This window comes from Streptomyces sp. Z26 (assembly GCF_003665095.1).
Classification (GTDB): Bacteria; Actinomycetota; Actinomycetes; order Streptomycetales; family Streptomycetaceae; genus Streptomyces; species Streptomyces phytohabitans.
Genome location: NZ_RCHV01000002.1, coordinates 4,171,642 through 4,190,199, shown reverse-complemented (window position 1 = coordinate 4,190,199; position 18,558 = coordinate 4,171,642). Strand labels below are relative to the sequence as shown.

The following is an 18,558-nucleotide window of genomic DNA, read 5'->3' as shown; positions in this document are numbered from 1 at the left end:
AGCGTTCCGATCGTGGCCGCGAACCCCCGAATTCATCGAACAAGAAATAGAACACCGCGCCGAGCGGCAGTCCGTAGTCCACCGAAAGACCGCTGAATGCCCGGTTCTTGGAGCCCGGAAACCTCGCGGAAGATTGTCGCCGTCGCATACCGCCGGGTACAGTCGCCTCGCTGCTCCGCCCCTGCCGTCGAGGCGAAAGTGAAGTTGGTGGTGAACGACCCTCACCCGTCGGGAGACCTCCCGGCCGACCCCGCTGCCGACCTCTCATACTCGGCCTACGACACCGGTTCCTACGCTCAGGCGCCGTACGGCACGACCTATGAGACCGGTGGCTACCCCTCCCCCGGGTACGACGGCTACGCCACGGGCGCGTTCCAGGACCTCGCCGCCGTCGCCTACGGCGAAGGCGCCCCCCTCTTCGGTTCCTTCCCCGACGCCCAGGGCGCCGGTGCGTACGACACGGGCGTCTACCCGACGGGTGCGTACGCCTCCGAGGGGTACGACAACGCGGGTGCCGCGGATTATTCCGCCCCCGGCGCGTACGACGAGACCGGCGCCTACGCCACCGGTCCCTACGCGGGCGGTGCCTACGACAGCGGCGCCCACCCCGTATCCGGTTACGACAACGGCGGCTGGAACAACGGCGGTTACGACATGGGCGGCTACGACAGCTCCCTGTGGTCGGACACCGGGGACCAGGCCACCGGGGTGATCCCCCAGCAGTACCAGCCCGAGCAGGGCGACTTCGGCGCCCCGGCCACCGCCGACGCCACCGGCCACTGGGACGCGAGCGCGTACGCCGCGCCGCAGTGGGACACGTCGGGCGGGTACGAGGCGTACGGCACTGGCACGTTCGACACGACGGCCTTCGACACCTCGGCCCTCGACGCCGCCTCCTTCGAGCAGCCGTCCTTCGACCAGGCGGGCGCGTACGACACGGGCACGTACGACACCGGGGCGTACGACACCGGGGCGTTCGACGGCGCGGCCTACGACGCCGACGGTTACCCGACCGACGCCTACGCGAACTCCGCCTACGACACCGGCAGTCACGACTCCTCCGCCTGGCACACCGCCGCCGTGGACGCGACCGCCGCGTACGGCGTGCCCGAGTACGCGGGTGCCGCCTACGGCCAGCACCCGTACGAGCAGGAGCACTTCGCGGACCAGCCGCACGGCGAGCAGCCGTACGACGGCCAGGTCCACGGCGAACCGGCGTACGGCGAGCAGGGCGTGACCGCCGCCGGTGACGAGTACGACGACCGGCCCGCCGGTCCCGACGACCTCGCGGACGACGGCCCGCGCCCGCACCCCGACGCCGAGCCGGTGCTCACCGTGGCGAGCCCCTCGACCGGGCACCCGGTCGGCCGTGGCCGCCGCCGTTCACCGCGGCCGCGCCGCTCCGCGCTGCTGACCGTCGCCGCGCCGTCCGTGGCCGTCCTCGGCGTGGCGGGCATCGCCGCCGCTTCCGTGACCGGCGTCTCCGGCGACAGCGGGGACGGTGACGGCGGGGAGAAGACGACCACGCAGGCGTCGCCCGACCTCGAGGTCCAGCAGTCGGCCGCGAACAACAAGCTCGACACGCAGCTCGCCGGACTCTCCGCCGACGCGGACGACTTCGCCGACCGCGCCAGCCGTACTCAGGAGCGCATCGACCTCAAGAAGCGCAAGGAGGAGGAGCGCGAACGCAAGGCTGCGGAGGCCGCCCGCAAGGAGGCCCTACGGCCGAAGTTCGCCGCTCCGGTCGAGGGCACCGGCATCAGCGCGCAGTACGGGCAGGCCGGGGTGAACTGGATGTCGCTGCACTCCGGCATCGACTTCCCCGCCAGCTACGGCACCGCCGTGAAGGCCGCGACGGACGGCACCGTGAGCACCCAGTGGGGCGGCTCCTACGGCAACATGGCCATCGTCACGGCGGAGGACGGTACGGAGACCTGGTACTGCCATCTCAGCAGCACCAAGATCCGTTCCGGCTCGGTCAAGGCCGGTGACGTCATCGCCTACTCCGGGAACTCCGGCAACTCCACCGGGCCGCACCTGCACTTCGAGGTACGGCCCGGCGGCGGTTCCGCCGTCGACCCGCTGCCGTGGTTCCGTTCGCACGGGATCGAGCCGGGCTGACGCGGGTCACCCCCGGCGGCGTACGTCGCGCAACGAACGGCCCCGGCCGGACGCTCACCGTCCCGCCGGGGCCGTCGCGCGTACGGGGGTCTCGAGGACCGCCGCGTCGCCGATCTCCGCGTCAGAGCTTCTCGACCGGCGCGTACCGCAGCAGCAGCCGCTTCGGCTTCTCCTCACCGAAGTCGACCGTCGCCTCCGCGTTGTCCCCGCTGCCCTTGACGCCCACGACCGTGCCCAGCCCGAAGCTGTCGTGCGTGACCCGGTCGCCCACCGACAGCGCCACGACCGGCCGTTCGGTGGCACCACGTCGCGTCGCGAAGCCGCCCGCGCCCCGACGGGCGCCGCCCGACGACGCGAACGGCGAGCCGGAACCGGACGTCGCCGCCATCCCGCCGCGCCCGCCCGAACCACCGGGGGTACTGACGGGCATCGCACCCGTCCGCTTCCAGTCGACGTACTTGTCGGGGATCTCCTCCAGGAACCGGGACGGCGGATTGTACGAGGGCTGCCCCCATACGCTCCGCATCACCGACCGCGTGAGATAAAGCCGCTCACGGGCGCGCGTGATGCCGACGTACGCGAGGCGCCGCTCCTCCTCCAGCTCCTTCGTCTGGCCCAGCGCCCGCATGTGCGGGAAGACGCCGTCCTCCAGCCCGGTGAGGAACACCGTGGGGAACTCCAGCCCCTTCGCGGTGTGCAGCGTCATCAGCGTGATGACGCCGGTGTTCTCCTCGCCGTCGTCCTCGTCGGGGATCTGGTCGGAGTCCGCGACGAGCGCGACCTGCTCCAGGAACTCGGCCAGCGTCCCCGGATTCTCCTCGCCCCGGTCCTGCTCGAACTCCAGGGCTACGGCGGCGAGTTCCTGGAGGTTCTCGACGCGGGTCTCGTCCTGCGGGTCGGTGGAGGTCTGCAACTCCGCGAGATATCCGGTCTGTTCCAGCACGGCTTCGAGCACGGTGGCCGGGCCCGCGCCGGACTCCACGATCGTGCGCAGCTCCTCCATCAGGGTGTTGAAGCGCTTGACCGCGTTCGCCGAGCGGGCCGCCATGCCGTACGCCTCGTCCACCCGCAGCAGTGCCCGCGGGAACGTCGTCCTCTCCCGGAGCGCCAGCGCGTCGATCATCGCCTCGGCGCGCTCCCCAATGCCGCGCTTCGGCACGTTGAGGATGCGGCGCAGCGGGACGGCGTCCTCCGGGTTGGCGAGCACCCGCAGATACGCGAGCACGTCGCGCACTTCCCGCCGTTCGTAGAAGCGGACGCCGCCGACCACCTTGTACGGCAGGCCGACGCGGATGAACACCTCCTCGAACACACGGGACTGCGCGTTCGTGCGGTAGAACACGGCGACGTCGCCGGCCTTCGTCTCGCCCGCGTCCGTGAGGCGGTCTATCTCCTCGGCCACGAACTGCGCCTCGTCGTGCTCCGTGTCGGCCACGTAACCCGAGATGCGCGCGCCGTCCCCGGCCTGTGTCCAGAGGTTCTTCGGGCGGCGGTTCTCGTTCCGCTCGATGACCGCGTTCGCCGCGGAGAGGATCGTCTGCGTGGAGCGGTAGTTCTGCTCCAGGAGGATCGTCGTGGCGTCCGGGTAGTCCTCCTCGAACTGGAGGATGTTGCGGATGGTCGCGCCGCGGAAGGCGTAGATCGACTGGTCCGCGTCACCGACGACGCACAACTCCGCGCGCTCCAGGGCGGGCCCGTGCCCCGCGCCTTCCGCGGCCTCGTCTCCCGCCCCGTCCGCCGCCGGGCCCGCGGGCGCCTCGCCGGTGCCGACCAGCTCCCGTACGAGGGTGTACTGCGCGTGGTTGGTGTCCTGGTACTCGTCGACGAGGACGTGGCGGAAACGCCGACGGTAGTGCTCGGCCACGTCCGGGAACGCCTGGAGCAGGTGCACCGTCGTCATGATGATGTCGTCGAAGTCCAGCGCGTTGGCCTCGCGCAGCCGCGACTGGTAGAGCGTGTACGCCTCGGCGAGGGTCTTCTCGAAGCCCCCGGCGGCCCGCGCCGCGAAGTCCTCCTCGTCGACCAGCTCGTTCTTCAGGTTCGAGATCTTGGCCGTGAACGACTTGGGCGGGAACTTCTTCGGGTCGAGGTCGAGGTCCCGGCAGACGAGCGCCATCAGCCGCTTCGCGTCCGCCGCGTCGTAGATGGAGAAGCTGGACGTGAAGCCCAGCTTCTTGCTCTCCCGGCGGAGGATGCGGACGCACGCGCTGTGGAACGTCGACACCCACATCGTCGCCGCGCGCGGACCCACCAGCTCCTCGACGCGCTCCCGCATCTCGCCCGCGGCCTTGTTGGTGAAGGTGATCGCGAGGATCGATCCGGAGTGCACGCGGCGCGCGCCCAGCAGGTACGCGATGCGGTGCGTCAGGACGCGCGTCTTGCCCGACCCGGCGCCCGCGACGATCAGCAGCGGCGAACCGGTGTGCGTGACGGCCGCGCGCTGCTGCTCGTTCATCCCCTCCAGCAGCGCCTCCGGGTCGACCACGGTGCGCGGGGCACCGTCCCGGTGGTACGCGTCGCGCCCGCCCGCGCCCGCGAACGTGCCCTCGAAGAGGTCGTCCGGCACCGGCTCGGAGCCCGGCCCGCCGGGGCCGCCCTCGGGCGGCGGCGGGGGCGCTTCGGCCTCGGATGGCTCGGGTTCGAGGTCCGTCAGGAAGCTGTCGTCGAAGAGGCTGCTCATCGTCGTACGAGTCTAGGGGCCCGCACTGACAGCCCACGCCGGGACGGGTGAGGTCACAGAAAGATATCGGACGTATCGCACAACAGCCTTCACACCAGCCCCACATCTTCGCTAGCGTGCCCTGCCAGGTGGCTCGCGCCCCCAGTCGACGACAGCGTCGACACGGGCCGCCTCTGCCGTGTCCGGCCGCTCCCCGTGGTCGGAGCCGGGGACCCACGCGTACGACAGGGGTGAGGCGGAACACGTTCCCCGCGTGCTCCGTACGGCCGCTTTCCGAGGCCACCACCCGGCAGGGTCCCACCCGCCGCACAGCGGGCGGACATCCCGGTAGGCGGTCCTTGGAAGGAGTCGCTGGCCTTGGCGTCGCATCGCAAGCCGCGTACCCGGATTCTCCAGTCCCCCGCCTCCCGCCGGAGCGCCGTCGGCGTCACCACCGCCGCTCTCGCGTCCGTCTCGCTGCTCAGCCAGAGCGCGCACGCCGCACCCGCCGACAAGGACAAGCCGTCACTCGAAGAGGTACGGAAGCAGGTGGACAAGCTCTACCAGCAGGCCGGTTCGAAGACGCAGCAGTACAACGCGGCGAAGGAGAAGACCGAGAGCCAGCGGAAGAAGGTCGACGACATCCTCGACGACGTCGCGGAGCGCACCGCGAAGCTGAATGACGCGCGCCGCGCCCTCGGCCAGTACGCCGCCGAGCAGTACCGCACCGGCGGCATGACCGGCACCGCGACACTGCTGCTCACGGAGGACCCGCAGGGGTACTTCAGCCAGAAGCAGCTCATGTCCCGGATGACCGGCCGCCAGAAGCAGGCCGTGACCGACTTCGAGGAGAAGCAGCGGGAGGCGGGCGAGAAGCGCGCCGAGGCCACTCGGCAGCTCACCTCGCTGAGTTCGGCGCAGCGCTCCCTCCAGCAGAGCAAGAAGGACGTCCAGGGCAAGCTGTCCGAGGCCCGCCAACTGCTGTCGAAGCTGACGGCGGAGGAGAAGGCGCGGCTCGCCGAGATCGAGCGCAAGAAGCGCGCCGAGTCCGCGCGCAAGGCCCGCGAGGCGGCCGAGCAGGCGCGCGAGGAGGCGGCCGAGCGCGAACGGCAGCGCGAGGACGACGCGGACACGCCCGGCACCGGCGACCCCTCCCCCGACGCCCCGTCCACGGGCCGGGTCGACAAGGTACTGGCCTTCGCCAAGGCTCAGTTGGGCAAGCCGTACGTATGGGGCGCCACCGGCCCGAACTCGTACGACTGCTCCGGCTTCACCCAGGACGCCTGGAAGGCCGCCGGGGTCTCGCTGCCCCGCGTCACGTACGACCAGGTGAACGCGGGCACGAAGATCGCCAAGTCCGCGATGCAGCCGGGCGACCTGGTGTTCTTCTACGACGACATCAGCCACGTCGGGATCTACGTCGGCGGCGGCCAGATGATCCACGCCTCCAAGCCGGGGGACGACGTGAAGTACGAGTCGGTGGACTACATGCCCTTCCACAGCGCGGTACGGCCGGGCTAGGCGGGCACGGGCCGGTACTGCGGCGGGCGTACGCGGGCGGCGGTCCGGGCAGGTGGGCGGCGGGCGCGGGTGATGCGGTGGATATCCGGATTTGTGGGGTCCACCCGCCACCCGCGCCGTGCTTGAATGCGCGGTACACCGTGCGTTCACGCCGGGCAGCCCCGCGAGGAGCGAAGGAAGCGTGATGTCCCAGCCCACGCCCATGCCGATACCCGTCGACCGGCTCCGTCTCGCCCTTCCCCCGAGGGCCTCTCCACCGCCGAGCTGCGGCAGCACCGGAAGGGGCGGCTGGCCGCGGCGCTGCGGCTGTTCGGCAGGTACGGCCACGAGGAGGGCGTCTCCGGCCACATCACCGTGCGGGACCCGGAGTTCGACGACTGCTACTGGGTCAACCCGTTCGGCATGGCCTTCGCCCACGTCACCGTCAGCGAACTGGTCCTCGTCGACGGGGACGGGCAGGTCCTGGAGGGGCGGCACCACGTCAACCAGGCGGCGTTCGCCGTCCACGCCCACGTGCACCGGGCCCGCCCGCGGGTCGTCGCGGTGGCGCACGCCCACTCGACGTACGGGCGCGCGCTGTCGGCGCTCGGCCACCGGCTGGAGCCGATCACGCAGGACGCGTGCGCGTTCTACGAGGACCACGCGGTGTTCGACGAGTACACCGGCATGTTCGTGGACGACTCCGCGGGCAGGCGGATCGCGGCGGCGCTCGGCCCCCGCAAGGGGATCGTCCTGCGCAACCACGGGCTGCTGACCGTCGGCGACTCGGTCGACGCCGCGACCTGGTGGTTCCTCCAGATGGAACGTGCCTGCCAGATCCAGCTCGCCGCGATGGCGGCGGGCAAGCCGATCGTCATCGAGCACGCCGACGCGGTCGCGACGCGCACGCAGATCGGCAGCGACCTCGTCGGCTGGATCAACTACCAGCCGCTGCACACCTCCGCCGTACGCGCCGAGCCCGACCTGCTGAGCTGAGCCCGGACCGTTCCGCCGGGGCACCTCGTACGCGTCGAGCACCGGGGCGTTGAACGCGGGGGCGGCGCCGCCCGTATGTGCGGGCAGGGCGTCCGGACGTACGCGGGCGCCGACGCGGACGGACGCACACGCGGCCGCACATCCGGAAGGCGGGACGGGCATGGCACTGGCGGATCGTACGGGCGGCGGCGACGGAAACGGACGGGCGGGCGGCGGCGGGGGCCGGGTCGGGAAACCGCCGCCCGGCGCGCTCACGGCGGGGGCGTCGCTGTACGCGCTGCTGCCGCTGCGCCTCTTCCTCGGCGTCACCTTCGTCTACGCGGGGCTGGACAAGCTCACCGACTCCGCGTTCCTGACCGGCGACGGCCCCGGTTCCCTCACGGAGGTGCTGAACGCCGTACGCCAGACCGCGGGCGCCGAGTGGATGGTCGACCTGGCGTTGAAGAACCCGGAGGGCTTCGGCTACGCCATCGCACTCGGTGAACTGGCCGTCGGCCTCGGCACCCTGGCCGGGCTGTGGACGCGGCTGGCCGCGCTCGGCGGGGCGCTCATCTCGCTGAGCCTCTGGCTGACGATGAGCTGGTCGGCCGACCCGTACTACTACGGCAACGACCTGCCGTACCTGATGGCCTGGACCCCGCTGCTGCTCGCCGGCGCGCCGCTGCTGTCGCTGGACGCGGTGCTCGCGGAGCGGCGTCGGCGCGGGAACGGGAACGAGCCGGGGGACCGGAACGGGAACTGGCCGGGGAACGGCTGACGCGGGGCGGCGGGTGAGCGGGCGGGGCGGGCGCCGGTGCGTGTACGTCCGGTGCTCATCCGCCGGAGTCGGGCGCGCGTTCCGCCCCCGCCCCCGTACGCGCCTCCCCGGCGGCCTTCGCCCCCTCCGTACCGGCCTCCGTACGGGCGGCCGTATCGGCCTCCGTACGGGCGTCCCCCACCGCCGCCTTCCGCCCGGCGCTCCGGTTCGACAGGACCAGGCGGCAGCCGAACGTCACCACCGCGACGGCCGCGCCCACCAGGAGCGCGGCGGGCACGAGGACGAGCAGCACGGGCGTGGACACGTCGGCCTCACCGACGGCGTCCAGCACGTGGAGCGCCCCGATGCCCAGGAGCAGGAGCCCGAGCACCAGCCGGGCCGGTTCGAAACGGTGGCGCTTCATCGCACGGCCCCCTCGTCCTCCGTACGCGCCGACCGCGCCGTACGGTCCGCGCCCTCCGACCGCTCCGCCTTCTCCGTACGCTCCGTACGCGCCTCCGCGCCGTCACGCTCCTTCGACGCGGGGCGCCGCTCCGTACGCGTCAGGCTGGCGTCACCGACCCCGACGTCGAGTCGCAACTCCAGCGTCCCGCGCGGCTTCGCGCCGTCGGCGGGGGCGAACGTACGGCGCTCCGTACGGTCGACGCCGCCACCCGAGTCCGTACCCGTACCGCCCGGCAGCCGGTAGCTGCCGAGCGTCACCTTCACCACGACCCGTACCTCCATGTCGTCCGGCACGACCACCTTCAGCTCGCCCGCGCCGACGCGGGCCTCCACCCGTTCCGTGGCGCCGTCCCGCAACCGGAGGCCCGCCAGGTCGAGTTCGCCCTGACCGGTGCCCAGCTCGTAGCGGCCGCGGAGGTCGGCGGCGGAGGTGGGGGCCCAGCTGCGGTCGTCGACCTCGGTGGCGATGTCCTCCGGCAGCAGTACGGCGATGGCCAGCAGCCCGGCGGTCAGGACGACCGCGAAGAGCGTGCCGAAGCCCGTACGCCCCGCGAACGAGCTGACCACCAGCCCCAGCCCGAAGACCGCCAGCGCGCACCCGAGCCCCACCGCGAGCGTCACCCCGAGCGGGTGCGTCGTCCACGTCGCGGCGGTGCCGACGAAGGCGGCGAGGCAGGCCAGCAGGAACACCGCGCCGCCGATCGACTGCCGGTGGCGGTGCGGGCGGCAGTCGCCGTCGCCGTGCCACGGTGCGGAGGGGCCGCCGAAGCCACCGGGGACGCCCAGGCCGCCGGGGACGCCGAGGCCGGTCCAGCCCCAGCCGCCGGGCCCGCCCGGTCCGCCGGGTCCACCCAGCCCACCCGGCAGGCCGAAGCCGCGGAGGCCGCCGCTCCCCCCGAAGGCACCGAAACCCCCGAAGCCCCCGGCGGCTCCGAACCCGCCGGGTCCACCGGGTCCACCGGAGGGCGACTCGTGGTGGCCCGCCGCGTCCGGGGCGTCGTGCAGCTGGTCCCACAGCTCCGGCGGCCCCCACAGGTAGCCGCCGCCCCGCCCCTCCTTCGTCAGCGGCTCGCGCCACCACGACGGCGCGAACGGCGCGGGCGGCGCCTGCGTCTCCGGCGGCGCCTCCGCCACGGCGTGCGCGGTCGCCGGGTCGACGGGCACGCCGTGCGCGCCCGCGGCCTCGGCCGTACGGCGGCGGCGCGACCAGTACGCGGCGCCGAACACCGCCGCGGCGACCCCGATCGACGCCGACGACTGGTTCGTGTCGATGGAGGCGAGGAAGAGGCCGCAGCCGACGAGCGCCATCAGGATGGCGGTGAGCGAGGTGCCCTCGACGCGGCCGGACAGCAACCGCCGCCCCTCGTTCTCCCGTTCACCCTCGGCGGGCAGCAGCAGCCACGCGAAGCCGTACCCGACGAGGCCCAGCCCGCCGATCAGGGAGAGGGCCACGAGGGGGACGCGGAAGACCACCGGGTCGAGGTCGAAGTACCGGCCGAGGCCGCCGCACACACCGCCGACGACCCGGTGCTTCCGGCTCCGTACGATCCGCACCTCACCGGTCTCGTCCGGCACCGCCGTACCGTCGTCCGGCTGCGGCACACGGGACGGGTACGACGAGGCGGGCGGCGCGGGAGGCGACGAGGCGTGCGCCGCCGGAGGCGAAGCCGGGTCGGGCGCCGGGCGGGTCGGGGCGGCAGCAGCGCGCGCGGTCCGCGGGTCCGCCGCGGGGCGTGCGCCACCCGTCGGCGGTCCTTCGCCGTACGACGGCGGCTGCTGGTCTTCGGCCATGCACCCATGGTGACCTGCCCGGGGCGCGGAGGGTATCGGGGCCCGACCCGGACAGACCCCTGAGATCCGACGCCCACCCACCGTCCCTCACCGTCTCCCTCATGCCTCCGTCCCGTACGCCGCCTCCGGTACGTGCCCGTCCCGTACACCCCTCCCCCGCGCCGTACTTCGGCGGGCCGTCCGTGAAGCCGGCGTGAAGGTCGGGGGAGCCTCAGGGCCCGACCCTGATGTCCGTACGGGTGTCCCGTGTGACGATCGGTACATGACCGCCCCCGCCCCGGCCGCGCGCGCCCCGCGCCCCGCGACGACCGCCGACGAACCGCCGCTGCGGAAGCTCTACCGCTCCGCGGACGGACGCATGCTCGGCGGTGTCGCCCGCGGCCTGGCGGGGCACCTGGCGCTGCCGGTCTCCTGGGTACGGATCGTGTTCCTGGCGCTGTGCACGGCGAACGGGCTGGGCGTGCTGCTGTACGCCGGTTTCTGGTTCGTCGTCCCGCTCGGCACCGGCGGCGTCGGTGCCGTCTCCCGGCCCGCCGCGGAGGCCGTGGGCACGGGGGCGGGCACCGAGCAGGGGCGGAGCGCGCGCGGTCGTCGCCGGGGGCGGCTGCGGAAGCTCGACAAGGGGCAGGTCCTCGCGCTGCTGGCCATGACGGCGGTGGTGGGCACCCTGGTGGCGAACATGCCGTTCGGGCCCGCGAACGCGTACCTCTGGCCGCTGCTCCTCATCGGCCTCGGCGTCGCCGTCGTGTGGCGCCAGGCGGACAACGCCCGCCGCGCGCACTGGGCGGCGGTCAGCCGCCGCAAGGGCGTGCTGCCGCTGGTGCGGAGCGCCGCGGGCGTGGTGCTGGTCGCGGTCGGCGTCAGCGGCATCGTCGTCATGCAGGGCTCGGCGCGGCACCTCGGGCCCGTGCTCCAGGCGTCGTTGGCCGTGCTGGTCGGCATCGCGCTGCTGGCGGGTCCGTACCTGGTGCGGATGATGCAGGACCTCTCCGAGGAACGGCTCATGCGCATCCGCGCGCAGGAACGGGCCGAGGTCGCCGCGCACGTCCACGACTCCGTACTGCACACGCTCACCCTCATCCTGCGGAACGCCGACGACTCCCGCGAGGTCACCCGCCTCGCCCGCGCGCAGGAACGCGACCTGCGGGCCTGGCTCTACAAGCCCGAGGGCGGCGCGGGCGGCCAGGAGGAAGCGCCGGAGTCCGTCGCGGAGGCCGTCAAGGCGGTCGCCGCGGAGGTCGAGGACTACCACGGGGTGGCGGTGGAGGTCGTGTGCGTCGGTGACTGCCCGCTCGACGAGCCGCTCGGCGCCCAGATCCAGGCCGCGCGCGAGGCGATGGTCAACGCCGCCAAGTACGGTGGCGAGAACGGCACGGTGCAGGTCTTCGCCGAGGTGGAGGGGCGCACGGTCTTCGTGTCCGTACGCGACCGCGGTCCCGGTTTCGACCTGGACGCGGTGCCGGACGACAGGATGGGTGTACGGGAGTCGGTCATCGGCCGCATGGAACGCCACGGGGGCACCGCCCGCATCCGGTCCACACCGGGTGAAGGGACAGAGGTCGAGCTGGAGATGGAGAGGGCGACGGAGTCGTGAGCGACGAGACGGCGGGACGGCAGGGGCAGTCGGAACGGTCCGCGTACCAGGGGTCGGGGGCGGGCACGGGCGCGGGGCTGGGGCCCGGTCTGCACGCGGCCCCGGGGGTCGGCGCGACCGGCGCCGCGCAGCCGGAGCAGCGGCGGGCACGGGTCGTGCTGGTCGACGACCACCGCATGTTCCGCGCGGGCGTGCAGGCGGAGATCGGGCGCACCGACGAGACGGGCGTCGAGGTCGTCGGTGAGGCGGGTGACGTGGACCAGGCGCTGACCGTCATCCAGGCCACCCGGCCCGATGTCGTGCTGCTGGACGTCCACCTGCCCGGCGGCGGCGGGGTCGAGGTGCTGCGCCGCAGCGCGTCGATGATGGCGGCGGCCGACGCGCCCGTACGCTTCCTCGCGCTGTCCGTGTCCGACGCGGCGGAGGACGTCATCGGCGTGATCCGCGGTGGCGCCCGCGGCTATGTCACGAAGACCATCACGGGCACCGACCTCGTCAACGCGATCTTCCGTGTGGCCGACGACGACGCCGTCTTCTCCCCGCGTCTCGCGGGCTTCGTCCTGGACGCCTTCGCCTCCACGGACGCGCCGCCCGTCGACGAGGACATGGACCGCCTCACCCAGCGGGAACGGGAGGTGCTGCGGTTGATCGCGCGCGGATACGCGTACAAGGAGATCGCGAAGCAGCTGTTCATCTCCGTCAAGACGGTCGAGTCGCACGTCTCCGCCGTCCTGCGCAAGCTCCAGCTGTCCAACCGCCACGAACTCACCCGCTGGGCCACCGCCCGCCGCCTGGTCTGACCGCGCCGCCCGCCGCGCGCGTGCGCACGGCACGCCCGTACGGCACCGGCCGGTCGGCGTCGTACGGTCGGCGGGCGTCATGTCTTCTCCGCGCCCAGGACCTGGGCCCACCAGTGGTCGGACGCGTCACCGGCGCGGGCGACCCCCATGTCGCGGTAGGAACAGTCGAGGATGTTCGCCCGGTGGTCCGGGCTGTCCATCCAGGCGTCGACGACCGCGGCGGCGCCCCGCTGGCCGTGCGCGACGTTCTCCGCGATCCGTCGCGGGGCGTACCCGGCGGCCTCCGCGCGCTCCCACAGGCGGGAGCCGCCCGCGCCGACGTGCGTCAGCTCGTCCGTGCGGTCCATGTGCCCGCTCTGCTTCTCGGCCGCCTCCCGCAGATCCGGGTCCGCGTGGAGGGCGGGGCAACCGGCCCGCGCACGCTGCTCGTTGACGAGGGCGACCACCTGCGCCTCGACACCGTCGTCCGTGTACGTACCGGGCCCCGCGTACGCGTACAGGCCCGGGTCCGGGCGCGGTAACGGGTCCGTCCCCGCGTCGGCGCGCGTCCCGCCGCGGTCTCCGTCCGCGCCGGGCCACACAGCTCCGGCCTGGCCCGTGCCGCCCACCGCCAGCACCAGGCCGCACAGTGCCGCCGCCCCCACGGCGACGCCCCGCACCGGAATTCCCCGCCACCTGTTCACGTGCCACTCCCCTCACTCGCCCGCCCCTCGCCCGGAAGTCCCGTGCGGGGTCTCCACTTTCGCTTCCCGCGCCTCTTCCCGCATTCCGGAAAGGCTCACGCTTCGAGTGCTCCTCGCGCCCCCGGAAAGCTCCGCGATTTCCTGCCACCAAGCTTTCCGACCGCACCCCAGCACGGTCAATACGGAAAACCACACCCTTTCCGTGGTGAAGTCCATAGAGTGCCCTCCTCTCCCAACACCCGCCCCGTCGGGCGCGTTTCAGCACCCCCAGCGTCCGCCGCTCCACCGCGCGCCCCACCCGCACGCACCGCGCCACCCCCTGCCGTCCCTGCCACCGGCGCGCACCCCGGGGAGCGCGTGACCTGCGCGGCAACCCGCGCGCCCGCCGCGTACTCCCGCCCGAACCCCTCACCGCACGGCGCGCGTACGGCGGTTGCCCGCGCGCCGCGCACATCCGTCGTATGCCACCGGCCGATGCGCCCGCCGTGCAACCTCGCCACCGGACGGAGTGGTTTCGGGACGTGCGGGGATTCCCGCCGCGATCACGCAGGAATGCTGTTTCCGGAAGCGGTCGCGGAATTCCCGGACCGCCACCGCCGATTCGAGAGGACGCGATGGGAATTCGGCAGGAACCGATGGCGGAACGCACGGCGGCCCACCGGCCCCGGACCCCGAAGGAACCCGGCGGCGACGAGTACGAGGGAGGGGACGCCGTACGCGGCCACCGGCCCTGTCCACCGCCCGGCGGGAACGGCGACTTCCTCTGGTACTAGGCGCACGGGAGCGGGCATGGCTGGGGAATGGTTCGCGGTCCTTCCGGACGGTGACACCGGGCTCGCCGCGGCGCGCGCACTGCGCCCGCTGGCGAGGGACGTCGTGGAACACGCCTCCGGGCGGCCCTGGTTGATGGGCTGCTGGCCGGACGGCGAGGTGACCGTGGCGGCCGTGGGCACGGTGCGGCTGGCGGTCTTCGGGTGCTCCCCGGCGACCGTCGGATCGCTGCGCGAACGGCTGCGCGGAGCGCGTTCGGTGCACGACATGGACCGTACGGTGGCCCGGCTGCCGGGCTGCTTCCACCTGCTCGCGTCGGTCGCCGGGCGGGTCCGCGCGCAGGGCACGCTGGCGTCCGTACGGCGCGTGTACCACGCGCGGGTCGGCGGCGCCGTCGTCGCGGCCGACTCGGCGCACGTGCTGGCGCGGCTGACCCGCGCCGACTGGGACCCGTCCTGGCTGGCGCTGCGGCTGACCGGACCCACCGCGCCGTACCCGCTGCACGAGACGACGCCGTGGCGCGGCGTACGCGCCGTACCCGGCGACCGCTGGCTGGAGTTGGCCCCGGACGGCCGCGCCGTCGAACGGCGCCGCTGGACCGCGCCGGAGCCCGCGGTGCCGCTCGCGGAGGGTGCCCCGGCCGTACGGGACGCGCTGGCCGCGGCGGTGCAGACCCGTACGACGCACGGGGGCACGGTCAGCACCGAGCTGTCCGGCGGTACGGACTCCGCGAGCCTGGCGTTCCTCGCGGACCGGGGGCCCGCCCGGCTGGTGACGTACCGGACGGTGGGGCGGGACGGCGGCGGCAACAGCGACGGTCGTGTCGACGGCAGCGGTCACGACGCCGGTGGCCACGACGCGTTCTTCGCCGACCGGGCTGCGGGGGTGCTGCCGCGCGCCCACCACCGGGTGCACCGGCCGGACCGGGCGGCGGCGCTGTTCGCCGGGTTGGGGCGGGACCGGGCGGCGGGGGCCGCGGACCCGGACGAGCCGTTCGCGTGGACGCGTACGCGCGCCCGGCTCGCGTACGCGCTGGAGGCGATGGCGGTGGAGGGCTCGCGGGTGCATCTGGGCGGGCACGGCGGGGACGCGCTGTTCGGAACGGACGCGACATATCTGCACGACCTCGTCCGCGCGCGCCCCCGCACCGCCCTGCGCCACCTGCGCGCGCACCGCGCGCAGGCGCGCTGGTCGGCGCCCGCGCTGCTCCGCGCGCTGGCCGACCGCCGTACGCCCGCCGCCGAAGTGGCCGACCAGGCGCGGCTGCTGCGGGCCGCGCGGCCGGGTCCGCGGCAGGCGTCGTTCGGCTGGTCCCCGGCGCCACGGCTGCCGGGCTGGGTCACGGATGACGGGGCGGCGGCGGCCGTCGGCCTGCTGCGCGCCACCGCGATCGGCGCCGACCCGGGCCCCGGCACCAGAACCGGCACCGGCACCGGCACCGGCATGGCGGAGCACTCCGGGTACGCGGGCCCTGGCAGCCCCGTCGAGGCGCTCGCCACGGGCCGCGCCCAGCACGGTGTCCTGCTGGCGGCACGCCGTACGGGCGCGTCCGTACGGCAGGCCAACCGCGTCAACGCCGGGTGCGGCCCGCCCCTCTCCGCCCCCTTCCTCGACGACCACGTCCTCGACGCCGCGCTCTCCGTACGGCTGGAGGACCGCCACGCGCCCTGGCCCCGCAAGCCGCTGCTGACCACCGCCATGCGCGGCGTCGTACCGGACGAGCTGCTGGACCGTACGTCGCGCGGACCGTCCGCCGCCGACCTGCGCGCCGGATTGGGCCGGCACCGGGCCGAACTCCTCGATCTGTTCGACGGTTCGGAGCTGGCCCGGCACGGGTTGATCGACGACGCGGCGCTGCGGCGCGCGCTGCTGCGCCCCCACCGGGACGACGACACGCTGTACGGCCTCGACGCGACCCTGGCCTGCGAGACGTGGCTGCGTTCCCTCGACGACCGTGCCGCCGCCGGGCCCCACACCGGCGGTGGCACGGTGCCCGGCCCCATCCCGTACGACCGTCCGCACGACCGCCCCCGCGGTGTACGCGGTCCGCGCACGCCGGGCGTTCCGCGCCTGCCGCGCACGCCGCGTGCCCCACGCTGAACGAGGAGAGCCAGAGGCTGCCATGACCACGACCTCGTCGGATTCTTCCGCCTTCCGCGCCCACGGGCCGCCCGGCCCGCCCGTTCCGCTCCGCCCACTGGAAGAGGCCGAACAGGCCGACTGCGACGCCCCGTTCGTCCCCCTCGAACTGCCCTCGTACGTCGTCGCGACGCCCACCGCCGACGGCATGGCCCTGCGCGACGACCGCAGCGGCGCGTGCTGGGAGCTGAACGCCCCCGCCGCGCTCGTGCTGCGCGCCCTGTTGCGCGGCGCGGACGTCCCGAAGGCGGCCGCCCTGCTGACCGCCCGGCACCCGGACACCGCCGGGCGGGCGGAGGGCGAGATCGACGTCCTGGTCCGGCGGTTGCACGACGCGGGTCTGGCGCAGCCGTGCGACGGCAGACGCGCGGGCCCCCTCCGGCGACCGTTCCGGGGCGCGGAGCGGGGTACGGGCCGGGGCGGGGTGCGGCGTACGGGTCGGGTGCGGCGCTGGGGTCGGCTCCGGGCGCGGGTCCGGCGGGCGCGACGGCGCGCGGGAGCACGCGTACGCGAGCGGGCAGGCGTACGGGCGGCGCGGGAGGGCCGTACGTGAACCACGGCGCACTCCCCCGGGGGCGGCAGCGCTCCCCGCGCGCGTTCCGGGGGCACGCCCTACCGTGGGAGACGTGGCCAGTTCACACAGGAACGACGGGCACCGTACGGCCGGTGGCGGCGAACGCCCGGTGCTGGCGGTCAACCCGATGTTCGCCTCGGAGCCTCCACGGGTCCCGCGCGAGACGCTGCCCGACGACGAGATGGATCCGGAGCTGGCGTACCAGATCGTGCACGACGAGCTGATGCTCGACGGCAACGCCCGGCTGAACCTGGCCACCTTCGTCACCACCTGGATGGAGCCGCAGGCCGACCGGCTGATGGCCGAGTGCTTCGACAAGAACGTGATCGACAAGGACGAGTACCCGCGTACGGCCGCCCTGGAGCAGCGCTGCGTACGGATGCTCGCCCGGCTCTGGCACGCGCACGAGCCGGAGCGGGCGCCGGGCTGCTCCACGACCGGGTCGAGCGAGGCGTGCATGCTGGCCGGGCTGGCCCTCAAACGGCGCTGGCAGCGGGCGCGTACGCCCGACGCGGGGCGGGCGGCGGGGACGGCGGCGGGCGGGTGGTCGTCGGGCGGGACGGCGGCGCGGCCCAACCTGGTCATGGGTGCGAACGTGCAGGTGTGCTGGGACAAGTTCGCCGCGTACTGGGACGTCGAACCCCGTCTCGTACCCATGTCGGGCGACCGGCTGCACCTCACCGCCGAGGAGGCCGTCGCGCGCTGTGACGAGAACACGATCGGGGTCGTCGCCGTCCTGGGCTCCACGTTCGACGGCAGCTACGAGCCCGTGGCGGGCATCTGCGCCGCCCTCGACGCGCTGGAACGGGACACGGGACTCGACATCCCCGTCCACGTCGACGGGGCCTCAGGCGGGATGATCGCCCCGTTCTGCGACCCGGAACTGCGCTGGGACTTCCGGCTGCCGCGCGTCGCCTCGATCAACACCTCGGGGCACAAGTACGGGCTGGTCTACCCGGGCGTGGGCTGGGTCGTCTGGCGCGACACGGCCGCGCTGCCCGACGAACTGGTCTTCCACGTCAACTACCTGGGCGGCGACATGCCGACCTTCGCCCTCAACTTCTCGCGGCCCGGCGCGCAGGTGGCCGCCCAGTACTACACCTTCCTGCGCCTCGGCTTCGACGGCTACCGGCGAGTGCAGACGTACTGCCGCGACGTCGCCACCTCCCTCGCGGCCGCCGTCGCCGCCCTCGGGCCGTTCCGGCTGCTCACGCGCGGCGACGAACTCCCCGTCTTCGCCTGTACGTTGCGCCCGGAGGTCACGGGCTACTCGGTCTTCGACGTCTCCGCGCACCTGCGCCAGCGCGGCTGGCTGGTCCCCGCGTACACGTTCCCGGAGCACCGTACGGACCTCGCCGCGCTCCGCTTCGTCGTACGCAACGGGCTCACGCACGACCTCGCGGACCTGCTCCTCGACGACCTCCGCCGCTCCCTCGCCGAGCTGGAACGCCAACCCGCCCCGCTGCGCGGCCCGGAGAGCGCCTCGTTCGCCCACGGCAACCAGCCGGAGGACGACCGGCGTGGAGCCCGCCCGTAGGCCCCGTCTTCAAACAGATCTCACGCAGAGCAGGAACGATGCTGTTCGCGGCGGCAGCACGGACGGCCGAAACCGCGGCGCGGGACGCGGACGCGTTTCAGCAGCGGCTGCGCACAGATGCCGTCATGGCGTTGGCCGGGAGTGACCAGGAGGGCCAGGGGTCTGGCTCGGCCCACGCAGGCGAGATGGATC

Annotated in this window: 12 protein-coding genes and 1 pseudogene; 9 read left to right on the top strand and 4 right to left on the bottom strand. The window is 73.8% G+C overall.

Annotated elements, in window-relative coordinates; translation table 11 throughout:
• Positions 1-207 precede the first annotated feature (207 nt).
• On the top strand, positions 208-2,121 hold the full coding sequence (locus D7M15_RS18655; RefSeq protein ID WP_346428814.1) for a peptidoglycan DD-metalloendopeptidase family protein: 1,914 nt from the start codon (positions 208-210) through the stop codon (positions 2,119-2,121).
• Between the two features lie 121 nt (positions 2,122-2,242).
• Here the strand turns inward: D7M15_RS18655 and pcrA are convergent, their stop codons facing one another.
• A complete protein-coding gene (pcrA, locus tag D7M15_RS18650; protein ID WP_121518555.1) occupies positions 2,243-4,801 on the bottom strand; it encodes a DNA helicase PcrA in 2,559 nt (852 codons plus the stop codon).
• Positions 4,802-5,158: 357 nt separating this feature from the next.
• Here pcrA and D7M15_RS18645 point away from each other — a divergent pair, with 357 nt between their 5' ends.
• The 3 genes and pseudogenes from D7M15_RS18645 (at position 5,159) to D7M15_RS18635 (ending at position 8,033) form a co-directional block, all read left to right on the top strand.
• Positions 5,159-6,301 (top strand): C40 family peptidase, encoded by a 1,143-nt coding sequence (locus D7M15_RS18645; protein ID WP_121518554.1) that lies wholly within the window; start codon positions 5,159-5,161, stop codon positions 6,299-6,301.
• Positions 6,302-6,485: 184 nt separating this feature from the next.
• Positions 6,486-7,276 (top strand): annotated as a pseudogene (locus D7M15_RS18640) (class II aldolase/adducin family protein).
• A 160-nt stretch (positions 7,277-7,436) separates the two neighbouring features.
• Positions 7,437-8,033 carry a DoxX family protein gene (locus tag D7M15_RS18635; RefSeq protein WP_121518552.1) on the top strand — a complete coding sequence of 199 codons (597 nt, stop codon included), beginning with the start codon at positions 7,437-7,439 and terminating at the stop codon, positions 8,031-8,033.
• 55 nt (positions 8,034-8,088) lie between these two features.
• On the opposite strand, the gene D7M15_RS18630 is transcribed toward D7M15_RS18635, so the two are convergent.
• Positions 8,089-8,436, bottom strand: a complete 348-nt coding sequence (locus D7M15_RS18630; protein ID WP_121518551.1) for a hypothetical protein — start codon at positions 8,434-8,436, stop codon at positions 8,089-8,091.
• On the bottom strand, positions 8,433-10,079 hold the full coding sequence (locus tag D7M15_RS29120) for a PspC domain-containing protein (RefSeq protein ID WP_240649368.1): 1,647 nt from the start codon (positions 10,077-10,079) through the stop codon (positions 8,433-8,435). The genes D7M15_RS18630 and D7M15_RS29120 overlap by 4 nt, the downstream gene beginning before the upstream one ends.
• 451 nt (positions 10,080-10,530) lie before the next feature.
• On the opposite strand from D7M15_RS29120, the gene D7M15_RS18620 reads away from it, so the two are divergent.
• On the top strand, positions 10,531-11,862 hold the full coding sequence (locus D7M15_RS18620) for an ATP-binding protein (protein ID WP_121518549.1): 1,332 nt from the start codon (positions 10,531-10,533) through the stop codon (positions 11,860-11,862).
• 89 nt (positions 11,863-11,951) lie between these two features.
• A complete protein-coding gene (locus D7M15_RS18615) occupies positions 11,952-12,662 on the top strand; it encodes a response regulator transcription factor (protein ID WP_121520996.1) in 711 nt (236 codons plus the stop codon).
• A 77-nt stretch (positions 12,663-12,739) separates the two neighbouring features.
• On the opposite strand, the gene D7M15_RS18610 is transcribed toward D7M15_RS18615, so the two are convergent.
• Positions 12,740-13,345 carry a CAP domain-containing protein gene (locus D7M15_RS18610; RefSeq protein ID WP_121518548.1) on the bottom strand — a complete coding sequence of 202 codons (606 nt, stop codon included), beginning with the start codon at positions 13,343-13,345 and terminating at the stop codon, positions 12,740-12,742.
• A 789-nt stretch (positions 13,346-14,134) separates the two neighbouring features.
• Between D7M15_RS18610 and D7M15_RS18605 the strand changes: the two genes are divergently transcribed.
• The 3 genes from D7M15_RS18605 to D7M15_RS18595 all read left to right on the top strand — a co-directional run bounded on the left by D7M15_RS18605 (position 14,135) and on the right by D7M15_RS18595 (position 18,366).
• A complete protein-coding gene (locus D7M15_RS18605) occupies positions 14,135-16,216 on the top strand; it encodes an asparagine synthase-related protein (protein ID WP_165906287.1) in 2,082 nt (693 codons plus the stop codon).
• 22 nt (positions 16,217-16,238) lie between these two features.
• Positions 16,239-16,808, top strand: coding sequence for a PqqD family peptide modification chaperone (locus tag D7M15_RS18600; protein ID WP_121518546.1), 570 nt, complete (start codon positions 16,239-16,241; stop codon positions 16,806-16,808).
• A 148-nt stretch (positions 16,809-16,956) separates the two neighbouring features.
• Positions 16,957-18,366 carry a glutamate decarboxylase gene (locus tag D7M15_RS18595; protein WP_121520994.1) on the top strand — a complete coding sequence of 470 codons (1,410 nt, stop codon included), beginning with the start codon at positions 16,957-16,959 and terminating at the stop codon, positions 18,364-18,366.
• The last annotated feature ends 192 nt before the right edge of the window (positions 18,367-18,558 follow it).